Here is a 23743-nt window from a genome sequence, read left to right as displayed (position 1 = left end):
ATAAAGTTACAAATTATGTTCCGTGGAACTATGTTGGTCAGTCGAGGAGATTGTTTTCCGTCTCGAACTCGACGCGCAGCGACTCGAGGAAACCGACGAACGTCGCGCCGAGTTCGCTCAGTTCCTCACCCGTGCCGCGCTCGACGTCGACCCAGCGCGTCGGGTGGCCGGGAACGACACCGAAATCCCAGTCTTCACCGCGACCGAACACGCACGCCTCGCCCACCTTCGTCACCGAACTCGGGTGCAGCACACGCAGGTACGGGCCAGGACCGCCGTCGGCGGTGAGTACCTGGCCGTTGAAGGTGGCTGACGTCAGCCAGAAGGCACGCAGGTCGTCGGGGAACGTGACGCCGAGGGCCTCCTCGGCGTGAGCGATCTCGTCCTCGGTGGCGGGGGTGTCGAGTTGGTCGGACGCGAAGTACTCGGAGTAGGACATGGCGCCAGTCTGACATTCCCTGAGCCTTCCCGCGCCACGTCGTTCGAAGCGCTCTGGGGTCCTTGCCGAAGACTATCGGGGCGAGCTTCTCCGTCGCCCGGCCGCAGGCCGCACCGCGTGTGGAAGTGGGGGCTGGAGCGTGCCTAGAGTGAAGGTATGGCTACGCGTACTGAATCCGACAGCATGGGGCAGATCGAGGTCGACGAGGCGGCGTACTGGGGTGCTCAGACCCAGCGCAGCATCGAGAACTTCGACATCGGCCGCGACACCTTCGTGTGGGGTCCGGTGATGGTGCGGGCCCTGGGCATCCTCAAGAAGGCTGCAGCCCAGGCGAACGCCGAACTCGACCAGCTGCCCGCCGACGTCGCCGAACTCATCGAGCGTGCGGCTGACGACGTCATCGAGGGGCGTCTGAACGATCAGTTCCCGCTCGTCGTCTTCCAGACGGGCTCGGGCACGCAGTCCAACATGAACTCCAACGAGGTCATCTCCAACCGCGCCATCGAACTGGCCGGCGGCGAGCGCGGCTCGAAGAAGCCGGTTCACCCCAACGACCATGTCAACCGCGGCCAGTCGAGCAACGACACGTTCCCGACGGCCATGCACATCGCCGTCGTCCTCGACCTCGTGGAGCGCCTGTACCCGGCCGTCACCGAGTTGCGTGACGTGCTCGCCGCCAAGGCCGACGAGTTCGCGGACATCGTCAGCGTCGGCCGTACGCACCTGCAGGACGCGACGCCGATCATGCTCGGCCAGGAGTTCGGCGGCTGGGTGGCCCAGCTCGACTTCGCGCTGGGGCAGGTGCGTCAGGCGGAGCAGGCCACGCGCGCTCTCGCGATCGGCGGAACGGCCGTCGGCACGGGCCTCAACGCCCACCCGGACTTCGGCAAGCTCGCGGCGAAGAAGATCTCCGAGATCTCCGGCCAGGAGTTCCGTCAGGCCGACAACCTCTTCGCCTCGCTGTCGGCCCATGACGAACTCGTGGCCGTGTCCTCGGCGCTCAAGCTGCTCGGCGGCGCGCTCATGAAGATCGCCAACGACGTGCGCTGGCTGGCCTCCGGCCCGCGTAACGGCATCGGCGAACTCAACATCCCCGAGAACGAGCCGGGCAGCTCGATCATGCCGGGGAAGGTCAACCCGACGCAGGCCGAGGCCATGACGATGGTCGCGACGCGCGTGTTCGGCAACGACGCCACGGTGGGCTTCGCCGGCTCGCAGGGCAATTTCCAGCTCAGCGTCTTCAAGCCCGTCATGGCGCACGCCGTGCTCGAGAGCATCCGCCTCATCTCCGATGCGTGCCGCTCGTTCACCGAGCACTGCGCACGCGGCATCGAGCCGAACCGCGAGCGCATCGAGGCGAACCTTGCCTCCAACCTCATGGTCGTCACGGCCCTCAACCGCCACATCGGCTACGACAAGGCGGCCGCCATCGCGAAGAAGGCCCACAAGGAGGGCACCACGCTGCGCGAGGCCGCAGTCGCCTCCGGTGAGGTCTCGGAGAAGGACTTCGACGCCTGGGTCGTGCCTGCCGACATGACGCACCCGTCGGCCTGACCCGCACACGCGAAGCCCCGGAGACGCCAAGGCTGTCTCCGGGGCTTCGTCGTGGCTGCTCGGCCGCCGCGGCGTTCGTCAGGTCGCGCGCAGGTTCGCGTCGTCGACTATGCGCCCGAGCACCTCGGCCGAGTGGGCGAGGCCGGCTGCTTCGGCGTCGGTCAGGCTGAGTTCGACGACGCTGCGCACACCCTTGCGCCCCAGTACCGCAGGCACACCGAGGTAGAGATCGGTGACGCCGTAGGGCCCTTGCAGGTACGTCGAGATCGGGATGGCTGCGTACTCATCGCGAAGGAGCGCCCGGGTGATCCGCGCAAGGGCCATGCCGATGCCGTACGACGTCGAGCCCTTGGCGTCGATGATCTGGTAGGCGGCGGTGCGTGTTTCGTCGAAGATGCGCTCGATCTCGTCGCGTCGGCCGGGCACGGCGTCGAGGTCCCGCGCGAGGGGAGCACCGGCCACGTTCGCCGACGACAGCGCGGGCACCTCGGTGTCGCCGTGCTCCCCGATGATCGCGGCGTGCACCGACGTCGGTGCCACGTCGTACAGCTCACCGAGCATGTAGCGCAGGCGCGCGGTGTCGAGCGCGGTGCCGGAACCGATGACGCGCTCCGACGGCAGGCCGGAGAACTTCCACGTCGCGTACGTCATGACGTCGACGGGGTTCGTGGCGATGAGGAAGATGCCGTCGAAGCCTGTCTCCATGACCGAGGCGACGATGGAACGGAAGATTTCGACGTTGCGGCCCACCAGGTCGAGGCGGGTCTCGCCGGGCTTCTGTGCGGCGCCCGCCGTGATGACGACGACGTCGGCGTCCGCGCAGTCGGCGTATTCGCCCACGGTGACGCGGGTCGGTGTCGGTGCCCAGACGACACCGTGGTTGAGGTCCATGACCTCGCCGAAGACCTTCTGCTCGTTGATGTCGATGATCGACAACTCGTGCACGAGGCCCTGGTTGACGAGGGCGTAGGCGTAGGCGACGCCGACGTCTCCGGCACCGATGAGAACGACTCGATCACTCATGAATCCACCGTAGGTGGGCCGGGTGAACGCCAGGTGATCGACCGGGCGTCAACGGGATTCGAGCGCGACGCCCTCCGAGCCCGGAACGAACTGTACGGACGCCAGGGATTCGACGACGGCGTCGGCGTCGAGCACGTCGGCGGGCGTCGTCGACGTGAGCGCGAGCGTGGCGCATCCGGCGGCCTTGGCGGCAGCGAGACCGCTCGGCGCGTCCTCGACGACGAGGCAGTGGGTGGGGTCCACGCCGAGGCGCTCGGCGGCGAGCAGGAACGGATCGGGGTGCGGCTTGCCGCGCTCCACGTCGTCGAACGTGACGACGACGTCGGGCAACGGAATGCCCGCTGCGGCGAGTCGGGCGAGGCCCAGCTCGCGCGTCGCCGACGTCACGACGGCGCAGCGCTTCGGGCCGATGGCCTCCACGGCCTCGATGGCGCCCGCGATCGCACGGACGTCGTCGGTGTCGGCGACCTCGAGTTCCGTGATGCGCGCCAGCGCGGCCCGTGCGTCGAGGTGCGGGGCGATGCTCGCGATGATGCCGGCCGCAGGCACCCCGTGGTGGCGGCCGAGCAGGGTGGGATCGATGTCGTATTCGCGAGCCCACGCGAGCCAGGAGCGTTCGACGGCCGGCGTCGAGTCGACGAGCGTGCCGTCGTTGTCGAAGAGGACCGCGGCGAAGGTGGGCCCGGTCAGAGCGGTGAGGTCGTCGAGCGTGGGCATGGGCTCATCCCATCATGTCGACGCGGGACGCTGAAGGGCACGCACCGCGAGCTGCGGCGCGTGCCCTTCGGCGAACGATCAGCGGGAACGATCAGTTGCTCGAGCGGTTCTGCAACGACGCGGCGAGCACGGCCGACACGTCCTGCGGCGTCTTGGCCGTGTAGACCGTGCCACCGCTGCCGGTGATCTTCGCGATGTCGCTCAGTTCCTTCGTGTTGACGTCCTCGCCGATCGCGAGCGTCGAGATGTCGACGGGGCGCTTCGGGTCGACGGCGTCCCGCAGCTTCTTCTTGAGCTCGCTGAGCGACAGGCCGCCCTTCGGGTCGTCGTTGCGGCCGTCCGTGACGAGCAGGACCGTGCTGATCTGGCCGTCCTTGTAGTCCTTCTGGGCGGCCTGGTAGGTGGCCCAGATGGTGTCGTAGAGAGCGGTGTCGCCCTTGACCCGCTGCGGAAGGGTGTCGATCGAGGCCTGGATGCGCTTGAGCTTGGCAGGGTCGGAGATCGGCGACATCGGAATGCGCTCCTCGTAGTCCTTCTTGCCGTCGAGCTCCGTCGAGAACTCCCACACGGCGATGGACGTCGATGCGGGCACCAGGGAGAGTCCGTGCTTCGTCGCCTTGGAGACAGCCTCGATACGGCTGACGCCGCGGGTCTTCTCGCGCATCGAACCGGACACGTCGACGACTGTGGTCAGACGCAGCGGCTTGGTGGCCTCGGCCCAGCTGGCGACGACCTGGCTGACCGTCTGGTCGCTGGCACCGGAGGTGGTGCGCACCGAGTCCGCGCCTTGGGGCGCGTTCGACGGCGGCTTCGAACCGTCGGCCGAGCGGTATCCGGCGCCGGCGAAAGCCTTCTGTCCCTCGGCGGAGGTGAGGCGCGTCATGAGTTCCTCGTAGGCTGCGTCGGTCTGGGGGTCGTCGGCGATCATCTTGGCCGCGCTCACCTTGACGAGCGGTGATCCACCCTCGAGCCCGATCTCGGCGAGCTTGGTGGAGCTCTTCGCGTTTCGGGCAGCCAGTGCGGCCTCCGAAGTGACGTACGGGGCGTTGGACGGGATGCTGTCGCGCGCCGTGAGAGCCAGCTGGCCGAAGGCCTCACGCGCCTTCTGGTTGTCCGTGCCGAGCGCCTGGGACGCAGCGGTCACGGCGAGGGCGCTCGCACGATCACGCGTGATGTTGGCGACGGTCAGCGGTGGGTTGGCTGACAGGATCTTCGTCCATGCCGCCTCGTCCGTGCCCAGCTTCTTCAACTGCGCGCTCGGCCCGCTGATGATGGCAGGCGATGAGGCGAAGGCGGTGCCCGGCGTGATCTTCGTCCCGGCGGCCTCGGAGGCTTCGTCGAACGAGCCGGGGTTGTCGCTCACCCAGATCTGGGCACTGGGGGAGCCGCTCTTGATCTGCTGCAGGGTCTCGGAATCCGTGGCGGCCTGCACGGCGTATGTGCGTTCGCAGCCCTGCTCGTCCTGGCCGCCCTTGTACCCCTCAAGGGCCTTGGTGAGGGGGCCGGACAGCGTCGGGTTCGCGGTGATCGTGATCTGGGCTCCGGCGCACTTGTCGCCACTGGCGGCGGCGTTCTCACCGTTACCGCCGTTGTCGTCACCCGCCTTGTTGCAGGCCCACGCTCCACCGCCGATGGCGAGGAGGGCAACGACCACCGCAGCGACGGTCTTGCCTGAGTTGGAGCGCGCGGACTCGCGACGGCGCGCAGAACGGCTCGTGTAGTCGGCCTCAGTCACGATGAACCTGCCTGGGGAGCGAAGCGACGGCGGCTGCTGCACCCACCGGCGCGTCGCCCGCACGGCAGTGCTTCGTGAGACGACTATGTCGTGCGTCTCACGCCGGTAGTCTAGGGCGTCGGCGTGATCGAACCTCGAGCACCGGCTGTCGGGGGCTCACAGGGCCTTCCCGGCGGGGGTGGTCAAGCTCACGGCACAAACCGGTGAGCCGTGAGCGTTACGTCAGTACTGTCACGCTCGACCCGCAAGCCAGCAGGAAGGCTCCTTGACATGCTCCGCACGATGATGCGCGCCAAGATCCACCGGGCGACGGTCACCCACGCAGACCTCCACTACGTCGGCTCCTGCACGATCTCGGCCGACCTCATGGAAGCCGCCGACCTGCTCGAGGGGGAGCAGATCGACATCGTCGATGTCGACAACGGCAACCGCCTCACCACCTACGTCATCGAAGGGCCGCGCGGTGAGGGCCGCATCGGTATCAACGGCGCGGCGGCGCACCTCGTGGGCGTCGGTGACACGGTGATCCTCATCGCGTACGGCCAGTTCGGCCCGGACGAGCTCGCCGCCCACGAACCCCGCGTGGTGTTCGTCGACGGCGACAACCGCATCGTCGAGAAGGGCAGCGACCCGGCGCACGCGCCGCAGGGCTCCGGCCTCGTCGACCCGCGCGAGGGCTGACCGGTCGCAGGTGCCGTGTCGCAGACGTGACACGACGGGCAGTGTCGGGCTCAGCCGACGCCGGTGCCGACGAGCGCGCCCACGCCGAAGGTGATGGCCATGGCGAGCAGGCCGCCACCGACGTTGCGTACGACGGCGCGCTGGGGTGCCGCGCCGCCGAGACGGGCACTGACGAAACCCGTGACGGCGAGCGCCAGGACGACAGCGACGACGGTCACCGGCACCCGCAGGTTAGTCGGGGGCATCAGGATGGCGAGCAGCGGCACGAGAGCACCGAGCGCGAAGGCGAGGAAGGATGCACCCGCGGCGCTCCACGGGTTCGTCAGGGCCTCCGGATCGAGGCCGAGTTCGGCCTCGGCGTGGGCCTTCAGAGCGTCCTTCGCCGTGAGTTGCTCCGCGACCTGACGGGCGAGCTCCGGCTCGAGCCCCTTGTCGACGTAGATGTCAGCCAGCTCGTCGAGTTCCTCGTCGGGAAGGTGTGCCAGTTCCCAGCGCTCCTTGGCGATGAGGGCCCTCTCGCTGTCGCGCTGCGTGGAGACGGAGACGTATTCGCCTGCTGCCATCGACAGCGCGCCCGAGACGATGCCCGCGATGCCGGCGACGAGAATGGGCGTGCGCTGCGTCGTCGCGCCGGCCACTCCCATGACGAGACCGGCGACGGACACGATGCCGTCGTTGGCGCCGAGCACCCCGGCACGCAGCCAGTTCAACGTCGAAGCGTGAGTGGCATCATGCGGCTCTCCGGCATGCGCGGCAGGTGCGGAACTCGTCATGATCGTCAGTGTGAAGAACGAGCCTGCCCGCGCCAAGGTAGGAAAGCCTTGTGTAATTCGCCGGAGCGCCGACATGGTCACCACAGCGGCCGCAGCTCACGCCGCCGACGCCAGCGCCTCCGCCACCTCCATCGGCCGCGTGCACTTCTGAGCGTTGCGTGCGGTCGCGGCAGGTGTCGGACGATGTGTGCCTCGTCATGCTCCGAACGACGTGTCCTCAAGCACGGAAAAACCCTGCGACAATGGGAAGTATGGCTTTGAAGTCCCGTAACGACGTCCGAAACGTCGCGATTGTCGCCCACGTTGACCACGGTAAGACCACCATGGTCGACAAGATGCTCTGGCAGGCCGGCGTCTTCGCCGAGCGCGCCACGGTCGAGTCGACCGGTGAGCGAGTCATGGACTCGGGTGACCTCGAGCGCGAAAAGGGCATCACGATCCTCGCGAAGAACACCGCGATCCACTACAACGGCCCGGCGGCCAAGGAAGTCGCCGGGCTCGCTGACGGCGAATTCGTCACCATCAACATCATCGACACCCCCGGCCACGCCGACTTCGGTGGCGAGGTCGAGCGCGGCCTTTCCATGGTCGACGGCGTCGTCCTGCTCGTCGACGCGTCCGAGGGCCCGCTGCCCCAGACGCGCTTCGTGCTGCGCAAGGCACTCGACGCGAAGATGCCGGTCATCCTGTGCATCAACAAGGTCGACCGCCCCGACGCGCGCATCGGCGAGGTCATCGACGAGGTCTACGAACTCTTCATGGACCTCGACGCCGACGAGGACCAGATCGAGTTCCCGATCGTGTACGCCTCGGGCAAGAACGGCATCGCCTCGATGACACGCCCCGAGGACGGCACGCTGCCCGAGGGTGACTCGGTGGAGCCGCTGTTCCGCACGATCCTCGACACGATCCCGGCGCCGACGTACGACGACGAGGCGCCGCTGCAGGCGCACGTCACGAACCTCGACTCCGACAACTTCCTCGGCCGCCTCGCGCTGCTGCGCGTGTTCAACGGCGAGATCGCCAAGAACCAGCAGGTCACGTGGTGCAAGGCCGACGGCACGCAGCAGAAGGTGCGCATCACCGAACTGCTCATGACCGAGGGCCTCGAGCGCAAGCCGTCCGAGAAGGCCGCCGGGCCCGGCGACATCATCGCCGTCGCCGGCATCTCCGACATCACGATCGGTGAGACGCTCGCCGACGCCGAGAACCCGATCCCGCTGCCGCTCATCACGGTCGACGAGCCGGCCATCTCCATGACGATCGGTACGAACACCTCGCCGCTCGTCGGCAAGGAGCGTGGCACCAAGGTGACGGCGCGCCTCGTCAAGGACCGCCTCGACAAGGAGCTCATCGGTAACGTCTCGTTGCGCGTTCTGCCCACCGAGCGTCCCGACGCCTGGGAGGTCCAGGGCCGTGGTGAGCTCGCGCTCGCCATCCTCGTCGAGCAGATGCGTCGTGAGGGCTTCGAGCTCACCGTCGGCAAGCCGCAGGTCGTCACGCGTGAGATCGACGGCAAGCTGCACGAGCCGACCGAGCGCCTCACGATCGACACCCCCGAGGAGCACCTCGGTGGCATCACGCAGCTGCTCGCCGCCCGCAAGGGCCGCATGGAGCAGATGACGAACCACGGCACCGGCTGGATCCGCATGGAGTTCGTCGTGCCGGCGCGTGGCCTCATCGGTTTCCGTACCGAGTTCCTCACCGAGACCCGCGGTACGGGTATCGCGCACAGCATCCACGAGGGATACGAGCCGTGGTTCGGCGTCATCACGACGCGCGTCGCCGGCTCGCTCGTCGCCGACCGCAGCGGCCCCGTCACGTCGTACGCGATGGTCAACCTGCAGGAGCGTGGCGTCCTGTTCGTCTCCCCGGGCACCGAGGTGTACGAGGGCATGATCGTCGGCGAGAACAGCCGCGCCGACGACATGGACGTCAACATCACCAAGGAGAAGAAGCTGACGAACGTTCGCGCGTCGTCGGCCGACAACTTCGAGAAGGTCATCCCGCCGAAGCAGCTCTCCCTCGAGCAGAGCCTCGAGTTCTGCCGCGAGGACGAGTGCTGCGAGGTCACGCCGACCGCCGTGCGCATCCGCAAGGTCGTGCTCAACGCGAACGAGCGTGCCCGCGCCACGTCCCGCGCGAAGAACGCGGCCAAGAGCTGACGCTCCGCGCCTGACGAAGGCGGTCACCCTCTCGGGGGGTGGCCGCCTTCGTCGTTGCCGGGGACGCTTCACGAACGCTTTGCGTTTCGATCGATCCCGTACGAAGGTTGACCTCATGGCCCGTCTGCTCTTCGTTCACGCACATCCCGACGACGAATCGCTGTGGACGGGCGTCGCGTTGGCCCATCATGTCGCCGCGGGCGACGAGGTGCACGTGCTCACGTGCACGCTGGGGGAGGAGGGCGAGGTCATCCCCGACGACCTCAAGCACCTCGAACTTCCCGCAGGCGACGCGCGTGATCCTGACGCAGCCGACCCGCTGGCCGAGGTGCGCCGCGACGAGTTGCGCGCCGCAATGGAGGCCATGGCCGTCACCTCGTCGGTCGTCCTCGGCGACGAGGAGTTCCGTCGCCTCAGCGGGCGCGAGTCGGCGCCTGCGTTCCGCGACTCCGGCATGGCCGGCACGCCGTCCGCCGCGCACCCGCGCGCCTTCGCGAGCTGTGACATCGACGCCGTGGCGGCCGATGTTGCGGCCTACGTCGATGCGCTCGCCCCGGACGTCGTCGTCACCTACGACGAGCAGGGCGGCTACGGCCACCCCGATCACATCCGCACCCACGACGTCACCGTCGCCGCCGTCGCGGCGTCGCGAACACAGCCGCAGCTGTTCATCACGCTGACGCCGCGCTCGTGGGCCGTCGAGGACCGGGCCTGGCTGCACGCGATGTGCTCCCCGCAGTTCCTCGAGGAGACAGGCTTCCTCGTGCCCTCGGCCGACGACCCGTTCCCGCCGTCCGTCGCGGAGGACGCCGAGGTGACGCACGCCGTCGTCGACGAGCAGGCCGTCACAGCGCAGATCCGGGCGCTTCGAGCCCACCGCACGCAGGTCACTGTCGCCGACGAGGTGTACGCCCTGTCCAACGACATCGCTGCGCGACTTTCCGGACGTGAGGGGTACGCCCGCTATGACGCCGAAGCGCGTGCACGTGTCGGTGCCGCGGCTCCCGGCGAGCACGCCGGGCCGGGAACCGACGGCCACCGAGCACCCCTGGTGACGCGATGAGCAGCCACCACGAACCGGTCGACCCGGACCACTACCGCAAGGCCATCGGGCGATTCGCCACGGGCGTCAGCGTCGTCACGACGAAGGCCGGCGGTCTTGATCACGCCATGACGGTCAACTCCCTCACGAGCGTTTCGCTCGAGCCCGTCCTCATGCTCATCAGCGTCGAGCGCGAGGCACGCTTCTGGGATGCCGTCATGGAGTGCGGCGAATGGGGTGTGTCCCTGCTCGGTGCGGACGCTCAGAAGACCGCGAGTTGGTTGTCGACGCGTGGCCGCCCCCTGCACGGGCAGCTCGACCGCGTCCCGCACCACCGTGGCGAGGTCACCGATGTCGCCCTCCTCGACGGTGCGCTGGCAGAGTTCGAGTGCCGCACGACCAGCACGCTCGACGCCGGCGACCACACGCTCGTCGTCGGTGAGGTGCTGTCGCTGGCGATCGGCGACGACCCCGGCGATGCCCTCACGTACTACCGCGGGGCCTTCGGTCGCCTCGTATGACACTCGTTCGGGTGAACGGCGGCGCGTCGAGCGTCAGAGTGCACGCCGCAGCCTCGAACTCGTGTTGCAATGGGTGTTCACACGACGAACGGTATTCAAGGGGTTTCAGTGAGCGACGACGCACGGAACGCATCTGCGCGCCGAGGGAAGAAGGGCCTGCTCATCGGCAGTGGCGTCGGTGTCGTCGCTCTCGCCGCGGCCGCCTACGTCGGCGCGTGCTACCACTACAAGGACGCCATCCCCGAGGGCACGACCGTCGCGGGTAAGAGCATCGGTGGCATGACGTCCGAACAGGCCACCCGCCAGGTCCTCACGCTCAAGCACCCGAACGCCTCGACGAAGGCGAACGTCACGGCCGGCGATCAGTCCTTCGACCTGGCGCCGGCATCCGCGTGGAAGCCCGACGCCGAGAAGACCCTCGACGGCGTCACCGAGTTCAGCCTCTCCCCGAGCCGACTGCTCGATCAGATCAACGGCGGAGGCGAGAAGATCGAGCCGGTGTACACCGTCGACAAAACCGCTCTGACCACCTTGGTCAAGAAGGCCGCGGAGTCGAAGATCGACGGCGCTCCGAAGCAGGGACGCGTCAAGTTCATCGGTGGCAAGGTGTCCATCGTCGACGGGGCACCGGGCCACGGCGTCGACGAGAAGAAGGTCGCCGACGACATCGCGAACGGGTGGCCGAAGAAGACGGACTACACGACCGAGCTCGTCGAGAAGAACTCCGACGCCTCGGACAACGCCGTGCAGGCTTTCGCGGAGGGCGACGCCAAGAAGGCGATGTCTGCCCCGCTGGAGGTCAGTGCCAACGGACAGAGCGTCACCCTGACGCCGGCTCAGGTCTCCGACGTCATCTCCTCCACGACCGGGGCCGACGGCAAGCCGACGATCAAGGTCGACACCAAGGCTCTGCTGACGACGGTTCTCTCGCGCGGCGACAAGATGCGCGTTCCGGCAGTCGACGCCAAGGTCGTCTGGAAGGACGGTCAGCCGTCCGTTGTCGAGGGTCGCTCGGGTAAGGAGATCGACGAGTCGAAGGTCGCCAAGATCGTCGGTGACGCCCTCGTGGGCGATCACAAGGCCACGCTCGCCATGAAGGAGCAGAAGCCGGCGGTCATGGCCAAGGACGTCAACGTCGAGGCACTGCCCAGCACCTCCATGGCTCACTTCGAGTCGCCGTTCCCCACGGGCCCCAGCCAGCAGGCTCGCATTCACAACATCACGACGGCCATCAACCGCCTCAACGGCATCGTCGTCCAGCCGGGCGAGCAGTTCAGCCTGCTGCGCGCCCTCGGGTACGAGTTCACGAAGGAAGCCGGCTACGTCGAGGCGGGCACGCTGCAGGGTGGGCTGCACCTCGACGGCATGGGTGGCGGCGTCTCGCAGGTCTCGACGACGATGTACAACACGGCGTTCTTCGCCGGGGTCCAGCTCGATGAGCACACGGCGCACGCCGTGTACATCTCGCGCTACCCGATGGGTCGCGAAGCGACGATCTGGAACCCCGGTATCGACAACAAGTGGACGAACGACACCGGCAAGCCCATTCTCATCAAGGCCCACGTCGAGTCGAACAAGGTCGTCATGGACTTCTACGGCACGAAGAAGTACGACGTGGCCACCCGCACGAGCGGCAAGTACAACATTCAGCCGCCCAAGCACCGCACGGTCAAGAACGTCAAGGGTTGTGAGAACACGGTCGGTGGCGGTGTTCCGGGCTTCGACGTCGACGTCTACCGAGAACTGAAGTCGGGCTCGACGACCGTGCGTACGGAGAAGATCCACACGAAGTACAAGCCGGACGACATCATCACGTGTCAGAACTGAGGCGCGCGCAGGCGACGTCTTGACTCGTGACAGGGTGACGCGTCCACGAGCGTGCTCGGGGACAATGGCGACGTGACCACGATGCCGAAGCCTGCCGCCGAAGTGACCGCTCACGCCGCGACGATCGACGTCGAGACGATCGCGCACGAGCTGCGTCACCACGAGGTCGGCGACGTTCTCGTCGACGGGACGAATCGTGCCGCCTACTCGAGCGATGCAAGCCTCTACCGCGTGCTGCCGCGGGCGATCGTGCGTCCGCGCAACACCGACGACGTGCTGGAGACTCTCGCCGTCGCACGCATGCTCGGGGTGCCGATCACGCCCCGCGGCGCCGGTACGTCCTGTGCGGGCAACGCCGTGGGCCCGGGCATCGTGCTCGACTTCAGCAAGCACATGAACAAGGTGCTCGACTTCGATGTCGCAGCAGGCCGGGCCGTCGTCGAGGCGGGCGTCGTGCACCAGAGCCTGCAGAAGGCCGTCGTGCCGCACGGCGTGCGATTCGGGCCGGACCCGTCGTCGCACACCCGGTGCACGATCGGCGGCATGATCGGCAACAACGCGTGCGGCTCGCGCGCGCTGGCGTACGGCAAGACGAGCGACAACCTCCTCGGCATCGAGATGGCCACGGCCGCAGGGGAGTTGCTGCGCCTCGACCATGGTGCGCCGCGCGATCAGCTGACGTCGGCTCATCCCTACCTCGAGCGGCTCGACGCCCTCGTCGGCGGCAACCTCGCCACGATCCGTCAGGAGTTCGGTCGCTTCGACCGCCAGGTCTCCGGCTACGCCATGGAGACGCTCCTGCCCGAGCGCGGCTTCGACGTCACCCGCTTCATGGCGGGCACCGAGGGCACCCTCGGCGTGCTCACGGAGGCGACGGTGCGTCTTGTCACCGACCCGACGCACCGCGTCCTCGTCGCCCTCGGCTACGAGGACATGGCGAGTGCCGGCGACGCGGCACCGCTCGTGCGCGCCTTCGACCCCATCGCGTGTGAGGGCATGGATCGTCGCTTGGTCGACGTGCTCATCGCTCGCCGCGGCGCGCAGGCCGTGCCCGCGCTGCCGAAGGGCTCGGGGTGGCTGCTCGTCGAGATCGCGGGTGACGACCACGCCGAGGTCATGGCGCGCGCTGAGGCCTGCCTCGTCGGCTGCAATGCTCTCGACGGACGCGTCGTCACCGATGTCGCCGAGTCGACGGCCCTGTGGAAGGTGCGCGAGGACGGCGCCGGCCTGGCCGGGCGCTCGCCCAAGGATCTGCCCGCGTGGCCGGGTTGGGAGGACGCCGCCGTCCCGCCGGAGAAGCTGGGTGCGTACCTGCGTGACTTCGACGAACTCATGGCCGGCTACAACCTCTCCGGCCTGCCCTACGGTCACTTCGGCGACGGGTGCCTGCACATCCGCATCGACTTCCCCCTCGGCGCCCCCGGCGGCACCGACGTGCTGCACGAGTTCCTCGGTGAGTCGGCGAAACTCGTGGCCCGTTACGGCGGTTCGATGTCCGGCGAGCACGGCGATGGGCGGGCCCGCAGCGAGTACCTCGCCTCGATGTACTCGCCGGAGGCACTCGGGCTGTTCGCCGGCGTCAAGGAGATCTTCGACCCGACGAACCTGCTCAACCCCGGTGTTCTCGTCGACCCCAATCCTGCTGCGGCCGACGTCCGGATGGCACACGTCGCGCCCCTGACGAGGAACCTGGCTCTTGCCTACGCCCACGACGGCGGCGACTTCGCGAAGGCCGTCCACCGGTGCACCGGTGTCGGAAAGTGTCGCGCCAGCACGCTCGGCACCACGAACGTCATGTGCCCGAGCTACGCCGCCACCGGTGACGAGAAGGACTCGACGCGCGGTCGTGCTCGTCTGCTGCAAGAGATGGTGAACGGCGGCCTCGACGGCGGTTTCGTGCGCGACGGCTGGAAGTCGAAGGAGGTGCACGACGCGCTCGACCTGTGTCTGTCGTGCAAGGGCTGCACCTCTGATTGTCCGACCGGTATCGACATGCCGGCGTTCAAGTCCGAGGTGTTGCACCAGACGTACAAGGGGCGCGTGCGGCCGCGCTCGCACTATGCGCTCGGTCAGCTGCCGCGGTGGGTTCGCCTGGGCCGTCGCGCGACGGGGCTGTTCAACCTCGCGCTGGCCACGACGCAGAAGGTGCCGGTGCTCAAGAAGGTGGCCGGCGTCGACCCGCGCCGCAGCGTTCCCGCGATGGCGCGTGAGTCGTTCCGCGACTGGTGCCGCACCCACGACGTGGGCTTCTTCGAGGACGCCGACCGCGCCGGCACGGTGAGTGAGAACGCCGTCGTCATCATGGTCGACACGTTCACCGACCACTTCTCGCCCGACGTCGGTCAGGCCGCCGTGCGCGTGCTGCGTCGTGCGGGATGGGAGCCCTACATCGTCGAGCGCGCGGGCTGCTGCGGGCTGACGTGGATCTCCACCGGCCAGCTCGACGGGGCCAAGAAGCAGCTTCGCGGCCTCGTGGGGGATCTCGCGCCGGTCGTGCGCCGCCACGTGCCCGTCATCGGGCTCGAGCCGTCGTGCACAGCTGTTCTTCGGGGTGATTCCGCCGAACTGTTGCCCGGTGACGAGGACGCTGCTCTCGTCGCGCGATCGACCTCGACGCTCGCGGAGTTCCTCGCCGGGGACGACGCCTGGACCGCGCCCGACTTGAGCGGCACCGACGTCGTCGCCCAGCCGCACTGCCACCACCACGGCGTCATGGGCTGGTCGCCCGACGCGAAGCTGCTCAAGGACGCCGGCGCGAACCTCCAGCAGCTCGGCGGGTGCTGCGGGCTCGCCGGCAACTTCGGCGTCGAACAGGGGCACTACGAGGTCTCCGTCAAGGTCGCCGAACAGCAGTTGCTCCCGGCCATGGATGCCCGTCCCGACGCCGATGTGCTCGCCGATGGGTTCTCGTGCCGAACACAGATCGCGGACCTCACGGAGCGTCGGGGCATCCACCTGGCGCAGCTGCTCGATCGCGCCCAGAGCAAGCAGTAGGGCAGTTCGGCGCGTTCGCGCCGCGTGCCCCTGCCACGCGTCTACGGTGAATCCACGAGCGAAGGGGCAACCGATGACGCATTGCACGGCCACCGAATCGAGGGTGCCTGCGCTCCGCAGTGAGCCGGGGCGGTCGTCGTGAGGCGCGGTACGTCGATCCCCGCGGTGCTGCTCGCGGCCGTCGTCAGCTTCTTCATGGCTTGGTTCGGGTTCGTCGCGATCTTCGCCACGAACAACGGGTTCGACGGCCCGTCGGCCCTCGGTTCGACGCTCACGGTCGTGACTTGCGTCGGCACGGGCGTCGTAGCGCTCGTGTGCGTGTTGCGACTGTGGACCTCGCGCGTGGGCGATCTCGGCCGTGCCTTCGCCACGATCCCGTTCGTCCTCGTCATCGTGGCGGCGATCTGGTTCCTCGTCAGTGCGTTCGGCGGCGAGCAGGGCCACGACTTCGGCCTGGCCGGCCCCGATGGCGCCTGGCTCGCACTCGTCCTCACCTGCTTCAACCTTGCCCTCGCGGGCGGTTTCGTGGCCGGCCTCGGGGCGATCGAGCGGCACGCCGACCGGCGGTCGCAGACCCTGCTGGCCCCGCACAGTGCCGTCGAGAGTGCCCCCGTGGCGCCGAGTTCGTCGGCCGTGCCTGACGCCGGCAACCCAGTGCTCCGCGGCGTCGGCCAGGTGTACGAACTGCCGACGTGGTTCGGGTGGAGCAGCGCCGTCGCGGCGGTTGTCATTGCGATCGCCCTGGCCCTCGTCAACCGCTACGTCGCGCTGTCCACCGTCAGTGGAAGCGGGAGCGCTGGAGCGTCGGGCCAGCGGGTTGTCATCGGCCTGATCGCCACTGCCCTCCTTCTCGTCTCGGCGATCGGGTGTGTTCGCGCTGCGGGGACAGCCCCTCGGTTTCGGTACGCGCGCCGTTGCCTTCTTCGCCTACGGCCTCGCAGCGTTCGGCCTCAACATGGGGCTGCTCTCCGAGATCGTCGCCTTCGTCGCGCTTCCCACCGCGGGCGGTGGGGACGGCGGATCGGGGGACTACGCGGCGCTGCTTCCGGCGCTGCTGTCGCTCGTCCTGCCGCGGTTCGTGCGAGGTGGTGCCCGCACCGACGTCACGCAGCTTCACGCCGGCTGACTCGAGCCCCGCGCAGCAGTTCCCACGCGATGCAGATCGGTTGCAACCGAACGGGGCGTCCCTGCGTCCTAGGGGTTGAAGGCGGTCGGCGAACGCCGAGCGAACAACTGCAGGGGGTTGGTCATGGCCATGTGGGAAGCCACGCAGGAGCACGAGACGTCGTTCACCGAGGAGTTCGGGCGCGACCTGCTCGTCCTCGCCGCTGGAATGGGCGTCGCTGCGACGCTCGGTGCCGTTGCCGTCTGGGTCGTCGAGCCCGTCGGTCTGCTCACCGGGTGGAACCGTAGCGCCGCGCTGTGGAGCCTCGTGCCCGCGCTCGCGCTCCTCGCCGCGCACTGGCAGGTGGCCAAGGCCTGGACGGGCGGTTCGCGGGTTCCCGGGGTCGATTCGCGCGCCACGATCCTCGCGGCGCTCATGCTGGCGCCCGCCGTCCTCCTCCTGAGCGGAGCCCTCGTCGCGGCTCTCGTCGGTCTCGTGGGTGGGCCGAGGCACACCAACCTCGTGGCCGACGACCTCACGACGGGCGCGCACCTCTTGCGCGCCGGGGTGGGCGTGGTGATCGGCGTCGGGGTCGCCCTCGCCGCACGTCGCCTCACGCACCGTCGCTGAGGGAACCTCCGACCTCCGCGGTCACTCGGCCAGGCTCGGTCAGAGCGTTCGGCGCTCGCAGACGAAGCGCACGCGGGTGCCGGGCCGAGCCTGAGCGAGATGGTCGACGTCCTCGTCGCGGATCACGGCGATGACGGGGTAGCCGCCCGTCGTGGGGTGGTCGGCGAGAAACACGATCGGCTGACCGTTCGCGGGTACCTGGATCGCTCCGCGCACGAGTCCTTCGCTCGCCAACTCGCCAACGCGCGACCGCTTCAGAGCTGACCCCAGCAACCTGACGCCGACTCGATCACCCTCGGCGCTCACCTCCCACGCCTTCGCCGTGAACGCGGCGCGAGCTTCGTCGGTGAACCAGTCGTCACGTGGCCCCCACACCGCGCGGAGCAACAGGTCACCGGAGCGCACGAACGCGGTGCCGGCATCGACGCCCGGTACGTCGCCTGCGGTGTCGTCGCCGAATGGCAGTTCGTCGCCGACCGTCACCGGGGCGGGCCCCAGACCTGTCGTCGGGTCGCTCGAACGCGATCCGAGCACCGGCACCACCGCGAAGCCACCGCGAACGGCGAGGTAGGTACGCAGGCCGTGCGTCGGCGCACCGACGGCGATGTCGTCACCCGCCCGCACGTGCACGGCCTCGCCGAAGGCGACAGGACGCCCGGCCACGTTCACTGCCGCGGGCGCTCCGGTGAGCGCGATGACGGCATCGGTCGTCACGCTCGCGCGCAGACCACCGAGAAGCACCTCGAGGGTGGCCGCACCCTCTGCATTGCCGACGAGGGTGTTCGCCAGTCGGTGGCTCGCTCGATCGGCCGCGCCGGAGGGACACACCCCGAGGTGGCCACACCCGGGGCGTCCGAGATCCTCGACGAGGGCCAGCGGCCCGAGCGCCTTCACGACGAGGCTCATCGGTCCTCCTCGACAAACCGCACCCGCGTGCCTGGTACGAGCACAGCCGGCGGCGTGCGATCCGCGTTCCACAGATCGACGTCGCTCATTCCGATGAGCTGCCAGCCACCGGGGGAGGAGCGGGGGTAGAGGCCGGTGAAGTCGCCGGCGAGCGCAACCGAACCGGCAGGAATCCGGGTTCGAGGTGACTCGCGGCGGGGAACGGTGAGGCCGCCGTCAGAGCCGATGAGGTAACCGAACCCCGGCATGAACCCTGCGAATTCGACCGTCCAGAGCTGGCCGGTGTGGCGCGACACGACCTCGTCGGCGTCGATGCCCAGGTGCTCTGCCACCCAGTCGAGATCCGCGCCGTCGTAGCGCACCCTGAGCTCGACGACGTCGCTCGTCGCGTTGCCATGAGCTTCTTCGGTCAGGTCGAGCGCCCGCACAGCCGCTGCCACTCCGGCCACGGCGTCCGGATCGGTGCAGCGCACGAGCACGGTCGTCGCTGCCGGAACGTGCTCGACGACGCCGTCGATCGACGTGCGGCGCAGAGCCGCGTCGACCCTGCGACGTTCTTGGGCATCGATGAGGTCGATGAGGAAGGCACGCTCCCCGACCGGGCGCAGCTCGAACGTCACACGAACGCCGCGATCGCCGCGCCGGCTCCGGTGAGCGACTCCTTGACGCGTACCGCCATGTCCACGGCACCGGGCGAATCGCCGTGGACGCAGATGGACTCGGCGTCGACGCGCACCCGCGAACCGTCGATGGCTTCGACCTCGCCGGTCGTCACGAGCGAGAGCATGCGCTCGGCGACGAGGGCGGGGTCGTGGAGGACGGCGCCGGGTTCGCGCCGCGGGACGAGGGTTCCTTCGGCGGTGTAGGCGCGGTCGGCGAAGGCCTCACGCACGGCGCGGATACCGCGGGACTCGGCGAGGTCGAGCACGACGCCACCGGGCAACCCCAGGATCGCGAGCGGCTGCCGCGCGGCCGCGTTGAACCGCTCGACGGCTCGGACGACGGCCTCGGCCTGCGCTTCGTGGTGGACGATGGCGTTGTAGAGCGCCCCGTGGGGTTTCACGTAACCGACGCTCGTGCCGTGCGCGCGGGCGACGCCGTCGATGGCGGCGAGCTGGTAGAGCACCTCGGCCTCGAGGCGGGCGGGTTCGACGTCGACGAAGGTGCGCCCGAAGCCGGCGAGGTCGCGGTAGGCGACGTGCGCGCCGATCGTGACGCCCCGCTCGGCTGCTGCGGCACACGTGCGGGCGAGGACGAGGGGGTCGCCGGCGTGAAAGCCGCAGGCGACGTTCGCCGAGGAGACGACATCGAGGAGGGCCGCGTCGTCGCCCATTGTCCAGGCCCCGAAGGATTCGCCCATGTCGGCGTTGAGGTCGATGGTGCGCGCGTCGGCAGACATGCAGGCAGAATCGTCGACTCGCACGGGCGCGTCAAGCGGTTCGCGGGCTCGCCGGTTCGGGCGTGCGAAGGTAGACGTAGGTGTGGTGCACCGTGAACCCAAGGCTCTCGTAGAGCGCAACGGCAGGCGTGTTTTCGGCACCGACCTGAAGGTAGAGCGAGCGCGCACCGCGGCGAGCCGCTTCGTCGGCACACCGCCCGACGAGGGCTCGCGCGAGACCGCGTCGGCGCCGCTCGGGCGTGACGGCAACCTCGAACAACCCGCCCCAACCCTGGGCGAGGGCCATGCGCCCGTGCGCCACCGTCACGCCTTCCTCGCGCACTGTGACGAAGGCCTGACTCGGCGAGCCGGTGAGGATCCGTCGTGCCACGGCGTCGTGCGAGCGGGCGCGCTCATCGGCGAGTTGCCACCACTCGTGCGTGATGTCCGCGTCGACCTCGACGTGCAGTGACCTCGCCGAAGGCTCGGTGCCTCGGTCGCTCACCTCGGCGCTCGCCGCCGTCATGACGAGCGTCGGGGAGGTCACCTGCCACCCCAGGGCCGTGACCTCACGGACGAAGTCGTCGTCCTGCGGTCCGAAGCCCGGTGCGAGCGGTACCCGGAGCAGGGGCGGCAAGCCTCGTTCGCGGTACCAGGTGATGATGTCGTCGAGCGCCGTCACGGTTTCCCGCTCGGTGGGCCCGAGAACGAGGCACGAGTTGGCCCGCCGCGTGTAGCCCTCGCCGGCTCGAAGCAGCCAGCGCCCACGGCGTTCGACCTCGAGCGGGCGCCAGCCGTCCACCATGAGTTCCTCGAGGTCGCTCACCGTGACGGCCCGGTGTGGGCGGCCTCGCCGCCCGGGCGACGGCGGAATCTCCTTGGCGGCCACGACATCCGACACCGCGATCTCGACGTCCGGCCCGCGCCGCGGTTCGACGACGAGCGTCGAAACATCGCGACGCACGAGGGTGCCGACGACGTCGGTGAGGGTGTGCCCGGCGTCCGGCGTCCCGGCGGCAGAGGCCCTCTCGGCGTCGCTCAACCGGCGGCGCACCATGACGCGGGTGCCCTCCCGCAGCGCGGACGTGGGGTCGGGCCGATTTCCAGGCGAGTTGCTCACATCGGCATACTAGGAGTGGGACTCGGAACGTTGGTAACGTAATGTTCTTAAATGCATAACGTTCGCTTTTGCTTCCGCAGTCGAAAGCGCAACGCACGACGATCAGCGAGGAGCTATTCGTGACCTACGTCATCGCCCAGCCCTGTGTCGATGTCAAGGACAAGGCCTGCATCGAAGAGTGCCCGGTCGACTGCATCTACGAAGGTGAGCGTTCGCTCTACATTCACCCTGACGAGTGCGTCGACTGTGGTGCCTGCGAGCCGGTCTGCCCGGTCGAGGCCATCTACTACGAGGATGACACCCCCGAGGAGTGGGCCGACTACTACAAGGCGAACGTCGAGTTCTTCGACGACCTCGGCTCGCCCGGTGGCGCCGCCAAGATGGGCGTCATCAAGAAGGACCACCCGATCATCGCGGAGCTGCCTCCGCAGAACGAGGAGTGAGGCGAAGCCTCTTCTTCGTGACCGACGCGCTGCCCGTCGTCCCGTGTGGGGCGGCGGGCTTCGCGTATTCCCGAGAGCGTGGTCACCCGGATGCGTGGACAGTGTGAATCCCGCGTCGCACCCGGTGAGAGGATGGACGCATGGCGCTCGATCTCCCCGATTTCCCCTGGGATTCCTTGGCTGCGGCCAAGGCGAAGGCCCAGGAGCACCCCGACGGCATCGTCGACCTCAGCGTCGGCACGCCCGTGGACCCCACGCCCCGCGTCCTCCAGGAGGCGTTGGCGGAGGCCGCCGACGCGCACGGCTACCCCCAGGTCTGGGGCACGCCGCCCCTGCGCGAGGCCATCGCGGGCTGGTATGCGCGCCGGCGCAACGCAACCGGCGTCAACCCGGACGGCGTCCTGCCGACGATCGGTTCGAAGGAGCTCGTCGCCTGGCTGCCGACGTTGCTCGGTCTGGGCCCCGGCGACGTCGTCGCCTTCCCCGAGGTGGCCTACCCGACGTACGACGTCGGTGCGCGCCTCGCCGGCGCAACGCCGCGCCCGATGCGCAACCTCACCGAGTTCGGCCCCGAGGTGCCGAAGCTGCTGTGGCTCAACAGCCCCGGCAACCCGACCGGGCAGGTGCTGCCCGTCGAACACCTCGCCAAGGTCGTCTCGTGGGCGCGTGAGCGGGGCGTCATCGTCGCCAGCGACGAGTGCTACGCCGAGCTCGACTGGCGCGAAGGTGCCGCCAGCCCCGGCAACCTCACAGCGCCGAGCATCCTCGACGACCGCGTGTGCGGTGGTGACCACTCGGGCCTGCTCTCGGTCTACTCTCTGAGTAAGCAGTCGAACCTCGCCGGTTACCGGGCGAGCTTCGTCGCCGGGGACCCGGCGATCGTCGGACGCCTCGTCGAGGTGCGCAAGCACGCGGGCATGATCGTGCCCCGTCCGGTGCAGCGGGTTCTCGAGGTGGCCGTCGGGGACGACGAGCACGTGGCCGCGCAGAAGAAGGTTTACGCCGCGCGTCGCGCGATGCTGCGTCCCGCGCTCGAGAAGGCGGGCTGGCGCATCGATCACTCCGACGCCGGGCTGTACCTCTGGGCCACCCAGGGCCGCCCGTGTCGCGAGTCGGTCGCCGACCTCGCCGAACTCGGCATTCTCGTCGCGCCCGGCGACTTCTACGGCCGCGCCGGGGAGGCGCACGTGCGCATCGCGCTCACCGCGACCGACGAGCGCATCCAGGCGGCTGTGACGCGCCTCACAACACTTTGACAGTCCGTCAACGATTTCCGACTACGTACGAGTAGCGGATTAAAAGCAGGGGAAATTCTCGGGTAACGTCGTGCTCGCTACTCCGGTACAACCCTGCCGGTCCGCAAGGAGGAACAACCGAATGACTTCACAGGGCAACGCCACGTTCTCGGCCGACGGCAAGGAACTCGAGTTCCCGCTCGTGCCCGCGGTCGAGGGCTGCAGTGGTTACGACATCTCGTCCCTCATGAAGGAGACCGGCAACGTCACGCTCGACGTCGGCTTCGTCAACACGGCGGCGTGCAAGTCCGCCATCACCTACATCGACGGTGACGAGGGCATCCTGCGTTACCGCGGCTACCCGATCGACGAACTGGCCGAGCACGCCACCTTCCTCGAGGTCGCCGCTCTGCTGTTCGACGGTGAACTGCCGTCCCAGGAGCGCCTTTCCACCCTCAAGGAAGCCGTGCGCGAAGCGTCCGTGCTTCCCGAGGGCCTCGAGAAGATCTTCGACGCCTTCCCCGAGGGCGCGCACCCGATGCACATCCTCTCCTCGGTCGTCCCGGCGCTCGGCACCTACTACGCCGACTCGCTGTCGATCAAGGACGAGGCCGCTATCGAGAGGGCCTCGGCCGCTCTCCTCGGCGCCATCCCGACGCTCGCGGCCTACGCGTACCGCAAGTCGATCGGCGAGAGCTTCATCGCTCCCGACCCGTCGCTCGAGTACGTCGAGAACTTCATGCACATGATGTTCGGCAAGAAGGAGGACAAGGAGACGGTCGATGCACTGGCCATGCTCTTCGTCCTGCACGCCGACCACGAGCAGAACTGCTCCGCCTCGACGGTGCGCATGGTGGGCTCCTCGGAGGCCGACCTCTTCCAGTCGATCACCGCAGGCATCGGCGCCCTGTCGGGTCCGCTGCACGGCGGCGCCAACTCGGCCGTCCTCGAGATGCTCGAGACAATCCAGTCGACGGGCGACACGGCAGAGTCCTTCATGGACAAGGTCAAGAACAAGGTCGACGGCGTGAAGCTCATGGGCTTCGGTCACCGCGTCTACAAGAGCTACGACCCGCGTGCGGCCATCATCAAGAAGACGACGCACACGATCCTCGAGAAGAACGGCAAGGACGAGCAGCTCGAACTCGCCATGGGCCTCGAGGAGACCGCGCTCAAGGACGACTACTTCGTCCAGCGCAAGCTCTACCCCAACGTCGACTTCTACACCGGCCTCATCTACAAGTCGATGGGCTTCCCGACGGACATGTTCACCGTACTGTTCGCCATCGGCCGTATGCCCGGTTGGATCGCGCAGTGGCGTGAGCAGAACCAGGACCCGGCCAAGAAGATCGGCCGACCGCGTCAGGTCTACACCGGCGCCACCGAGCGCAGCTACCCGGCCTGATCGCCGAGTTGCCGAAGCGGGGGGCGCCCCCCCCCCCCGGGGGGGGGGGG

Annotated in this window: 21 protein-coding genes; 12 read left to right on the top strand and 9 right to left on the bottom strand. The window is 68.6% G+C overall.

Annotation, left to right across the window (positions count from 1 at the left end; translation table 11 throughout):
- Positions 1 to 37: 37 nt before the first annotated feature.
- A complete protein-coding gene (locus K9D12_RS02950; protein ID WP_129662520.1) occupies positions 38 to 439 on the bottom strand; it encodes an SMI1/KNR4 family protein in 402 nt (133 codons plus the stop codon).
- Between the two features lie 156 nt (positions 440 to 595).
- On the opposite strand from K9D12_RS02950, the gene fumC reads away from it, so the two are divergent.
- Positions 596 to 1993 (top strand): class II fumarate hydratase, encoded by a 1398-nt coding sequence (gene fumC / locus K9D12_RS02945; RefSeq protein WP_223059453.1) that lies wholly within the window; start codon positions 596 to 598, stop codon positions 1991 to 1993.
- A 78-nt stretch (positions 1994 to 2071) separates the two neighbouring features.
- Here fumC and K9D12_RS02940 read toward each other — a convergent pair whose 3' ends face one another.
- From K9D12_RS02940 to K9D12_RS15210, 3 genes are all read right to left on the bottom strand, one after another.
- A complete protein-coding gene (locus K9D12_RS02940; RefSeq protein WP_223059452.1) occupies positions 2072 to 3016 on the bottom strand; it encodes an L-lactate dehydrogenase in 945 nt (314 codons plus the stop codon).
- Between the two features lie 48 nt (positions 3017 to 3064).
- On the bottom strand, positions 3065 to 3733 hold the full coding sequence (locus K9D12_RS02935) for an HAD-IA family hydrolase (protein ID WP_129662526.1): 669 nt from the start codon (positions 3731 to 3733) through the stop codon (positions 3065 to 3067).
- Positions 3734 to 3824: 91 nt separating this feature from the next.
- Positions 3825 to 5468: a VWA domain-containing protein gene (locus K9D12_RS15210; protein WP_223059451.1), complete on the bottom strand. Its 1644-nt coding sequence runs from the start codon at positions 5466 to 5468 to the stop codon at positions 3825 to 3827.
- A 270-nt stretch (positions 5469 to 5738) separates the two neighbouring features.
- On the opposite strand from K9D12_RS15210, the gene panD reads away from it, so the two are divergent.
- A complete protein-coding gene (gene panD, locus K9D12_RS02925) occupies positions 5739 to 6149 on the top strand; it encodes an aspartate 1-decarboxylase (RefSeq protein ID WP_118912186.1) in 411 nt (136 codons plus the stop codon).
- A 50-nt stretch (positions 6150 to 6199) separates the two neighbouring features.
- Here the strand turns inward: panD and K9D12_RS02920 are convergent, their stop codons facing one another.
- Complete coding sequence (locus tag K9D12_RS02920; RefSeq protein ID WP_047310326.1) at positions 6200 to 6922, bottom strand: VIT family protein; 723 nt, start codon at positions 6920 to 6922, stop codon at positions 6200 to 6202.
- Positions 6923 to 7173: 251 nt separating this feature from the next.
- Between K9D12_RS02920 and typA the strand changes: the two genes are divergently transcribed.
- The 7 genes from typA (at position 7174) to K9D12_RS02885 (ending at position 17206) form a co-directional block, all read left to right on the top strand.
- A complete protein-coding gene (gene typA, locus K9D12_RS02915; RefSeq protein ID WP_047310325.1) occupies positions 7174 to 9087 on the top strand; it encodes a translational GTPase TypA in 1914 nt (637 codons plus the stop codon).
- Between the two features lie 115 nt (positions 9088 to 9202).
- On the top strand, positions 9203 to 10150 hold the full coding sequence (locus tag K9D12_RS02910) for a PIG-L family deacetylase (RefSeq protein WP_223059450.1): 948 nt from the start codon (positions 9203 to 9205) through the stop codon (positions 10148 to 10150).
- Positions 10147 to 10650: a flavin reductase family protein gene (locus K9D12_RS02905; RefSeq protein ID WP_047310324.1), complete on the top strand. Its 504-nt coding sequence runs from the start codon at positions 10147 to 10149 to the stop codon at positions 10648 to 10650. Before K9D12_RS02910 ends, K9D12_RS02905 begins: the two co-directional genes overlap by 4 nt.
- A gap of 108 nt (positions 10651 to 10758) precedes the next feature.
- Positions 10759 to 12477 carry a VanW family protein gene (locus tag K9D12_RS02900; RefSeq protein ID WP_223059449.1) on the top strand — a complete coding sequence of 573 codons (1719 nt, stop codon included), beginning with the start codon at positions 10759 to 10761 and terminating at the stop codon, positions 12475 to 12477.
- Positions 12478 to 12558: 81 nt separating this feature from the next.
- Positions 12559 to 15471 carry an FAD-binding and (Fe-S)-binding domain-containing protein gene (locus K9D12_RS02895; RefSeq protein WP_223059508.1) on the top strand — a complete coding sequence of 971 codons (2913 nt, stop codon included), beginning with the start codon at positions 12559 to 12561 and terminating at the stop codon, positions 15469 to 15471.
- Positions 15472 to 16339: 868 nt separating this feature from the next.
- Positions 16340 to 16597, top strand: coding sequence for a hypothetical protein (locus K9D12_RS02890; RefSeq protein ID WP_223059448.1), 258 nt, complete (start codon positions 16340 to 16342; stop codon positions 16595 to 16597).
- Positions 16598 to 16720: 123 nt separating this feature from the next.
- Complete coding sequence (locus tag K9D12_RS02885; protein WP_193644331.1) at positions 16721 to 17206, top strand: hypothetical protein; 486 nt, start codon at positions 16721 to 16723, stop codon at positions 17204 to 17206.
- Positions 17207 to 17245: 39 nt separating this feature from the next.
- Here K9D12_RS02885 and K9D12_RS02880 read toward each other — a convergent pair whose 3' ends face one another.
- The 4 genes from K9D12_RS02880 to K9D12_RS15205 are packed head-to-tail and all read right to left on the bottom strand — an operon-like array spanning position 17246 to position 20610.
- Positions 17246 to 18112 carry a biotin-dependent carboxyltransferase family protein gene (locus K9D12_RS02880; RefSeq protein WP_193644330.1) on the bottom strand — a complete coding sequence of 289 codons (867 nt, stop codon included), beginning with the start codon at positions 18110 to 18112 and terminating at the stop codon, positions 17246 to 17248.
- Positions 18109 to 18732 carry an allophanate hydrolase subunit 1 gene (locus K9D12_RS02875; RefSeq protein WP_223059447.1) on the bottom strand — a complete coding sequence of 208 codons (624 nt, stop codon included), beginning with the start codon at positions 18730 to 18732 and terminating at the stop codon, positions 18109 to 18111. The genes K9D12_RS02880 and K9D12_RS02875 overlap by 4 nt, the downstream gene beginning before the upstream one ends.
- On the bottom strand, positions 18729 to 19511 hold the full coding sequence (locus tag K9D12_RS02870; protein ID WP_223059446.1) for a LamB/YcsF family protein: 783 nt from the start codon (positions 19509 to 19511) through the stop codon (positions 18729 to 18731). Before K9D12_RS02870 ends, K9D12_RS02875 begins: the two co-directional genes overlap by 4 nt.
- Before the next feature lie 31 nt (positions 19512 to 19542).
- Entirely contained in the window at positions 19543 to 20610 is a 1068-nt protein-coding gene (locus tag K9D12_RS15205) for a GNAT family N-acetyltransferase (RefSeq protein WP_223059445.1), read from the bottom strand.
- 119 nt (positions 20611 to 20729) lie between these two features.
- Between K9D12_RS15205 and fdxA the strand changes: the two genes are divergently transcribed.
- The 3 genes from fdxA (at position 20730) to K9D12_RS02850 (ending at position 23693) form a co-directional block, all read left to right on the top strand.
- Positions 20730 to 21053 (top strand): ferredoxin, encoded by a 324-nt coding sequence (gene fdxA / locus K9D12_RS02860; RefSeq protein WP_047310317.1) that lies wholly within the window; start codon positions 20730 to 20732, stop codon positions 21051 to 21053.
- 140 nt (positions 21054 to 21193) lie between these two features.
- Positions 21194 to 22309: a succinyldiaminopimelate transaminase gene (dapC, locus tag K9D12_RS02855; protein WP_223059444.1), complete on the top strand. Its 1116-nt coding sequence runs from the start codon at positions 21194 to 21196 to the stop codon at positions 22307 to 22309.
- A 121-nt stretch (positions 22310 to 22430) separates the two neighbouring features.
- The gene (locus tag K9D12_RS02850) at positions 22431 to 23693 is read left to right on the top strand and encodes a citrate synthase (protein ID WP_223059443.1); all 1263 of its coding nucleotides are present in this window, start codon (positions 22431 to 22433) and stop codon (positions 23691 to 23693) included.
- The last annotated feature ends 50 nt before the right edge of the window (positions 23694 to 23743 follow it).

It is taken from the genome of Dermacoccus sp. Tok2021 (assembly GCF_019895135.1).
Taxonomy (GTDB): domain Bacteria; phylum Actinomycetota; class Actinomycetes; order Actinomycetales; family Dermatophilaceae; genus Dermacoccus; species Dermacoccus abyssi.
The sequence above is the reverse complement of the archived record's forward strand: the minus strand, read 5'-3'. Positions and strand labels throughout refer to the sequence as shown.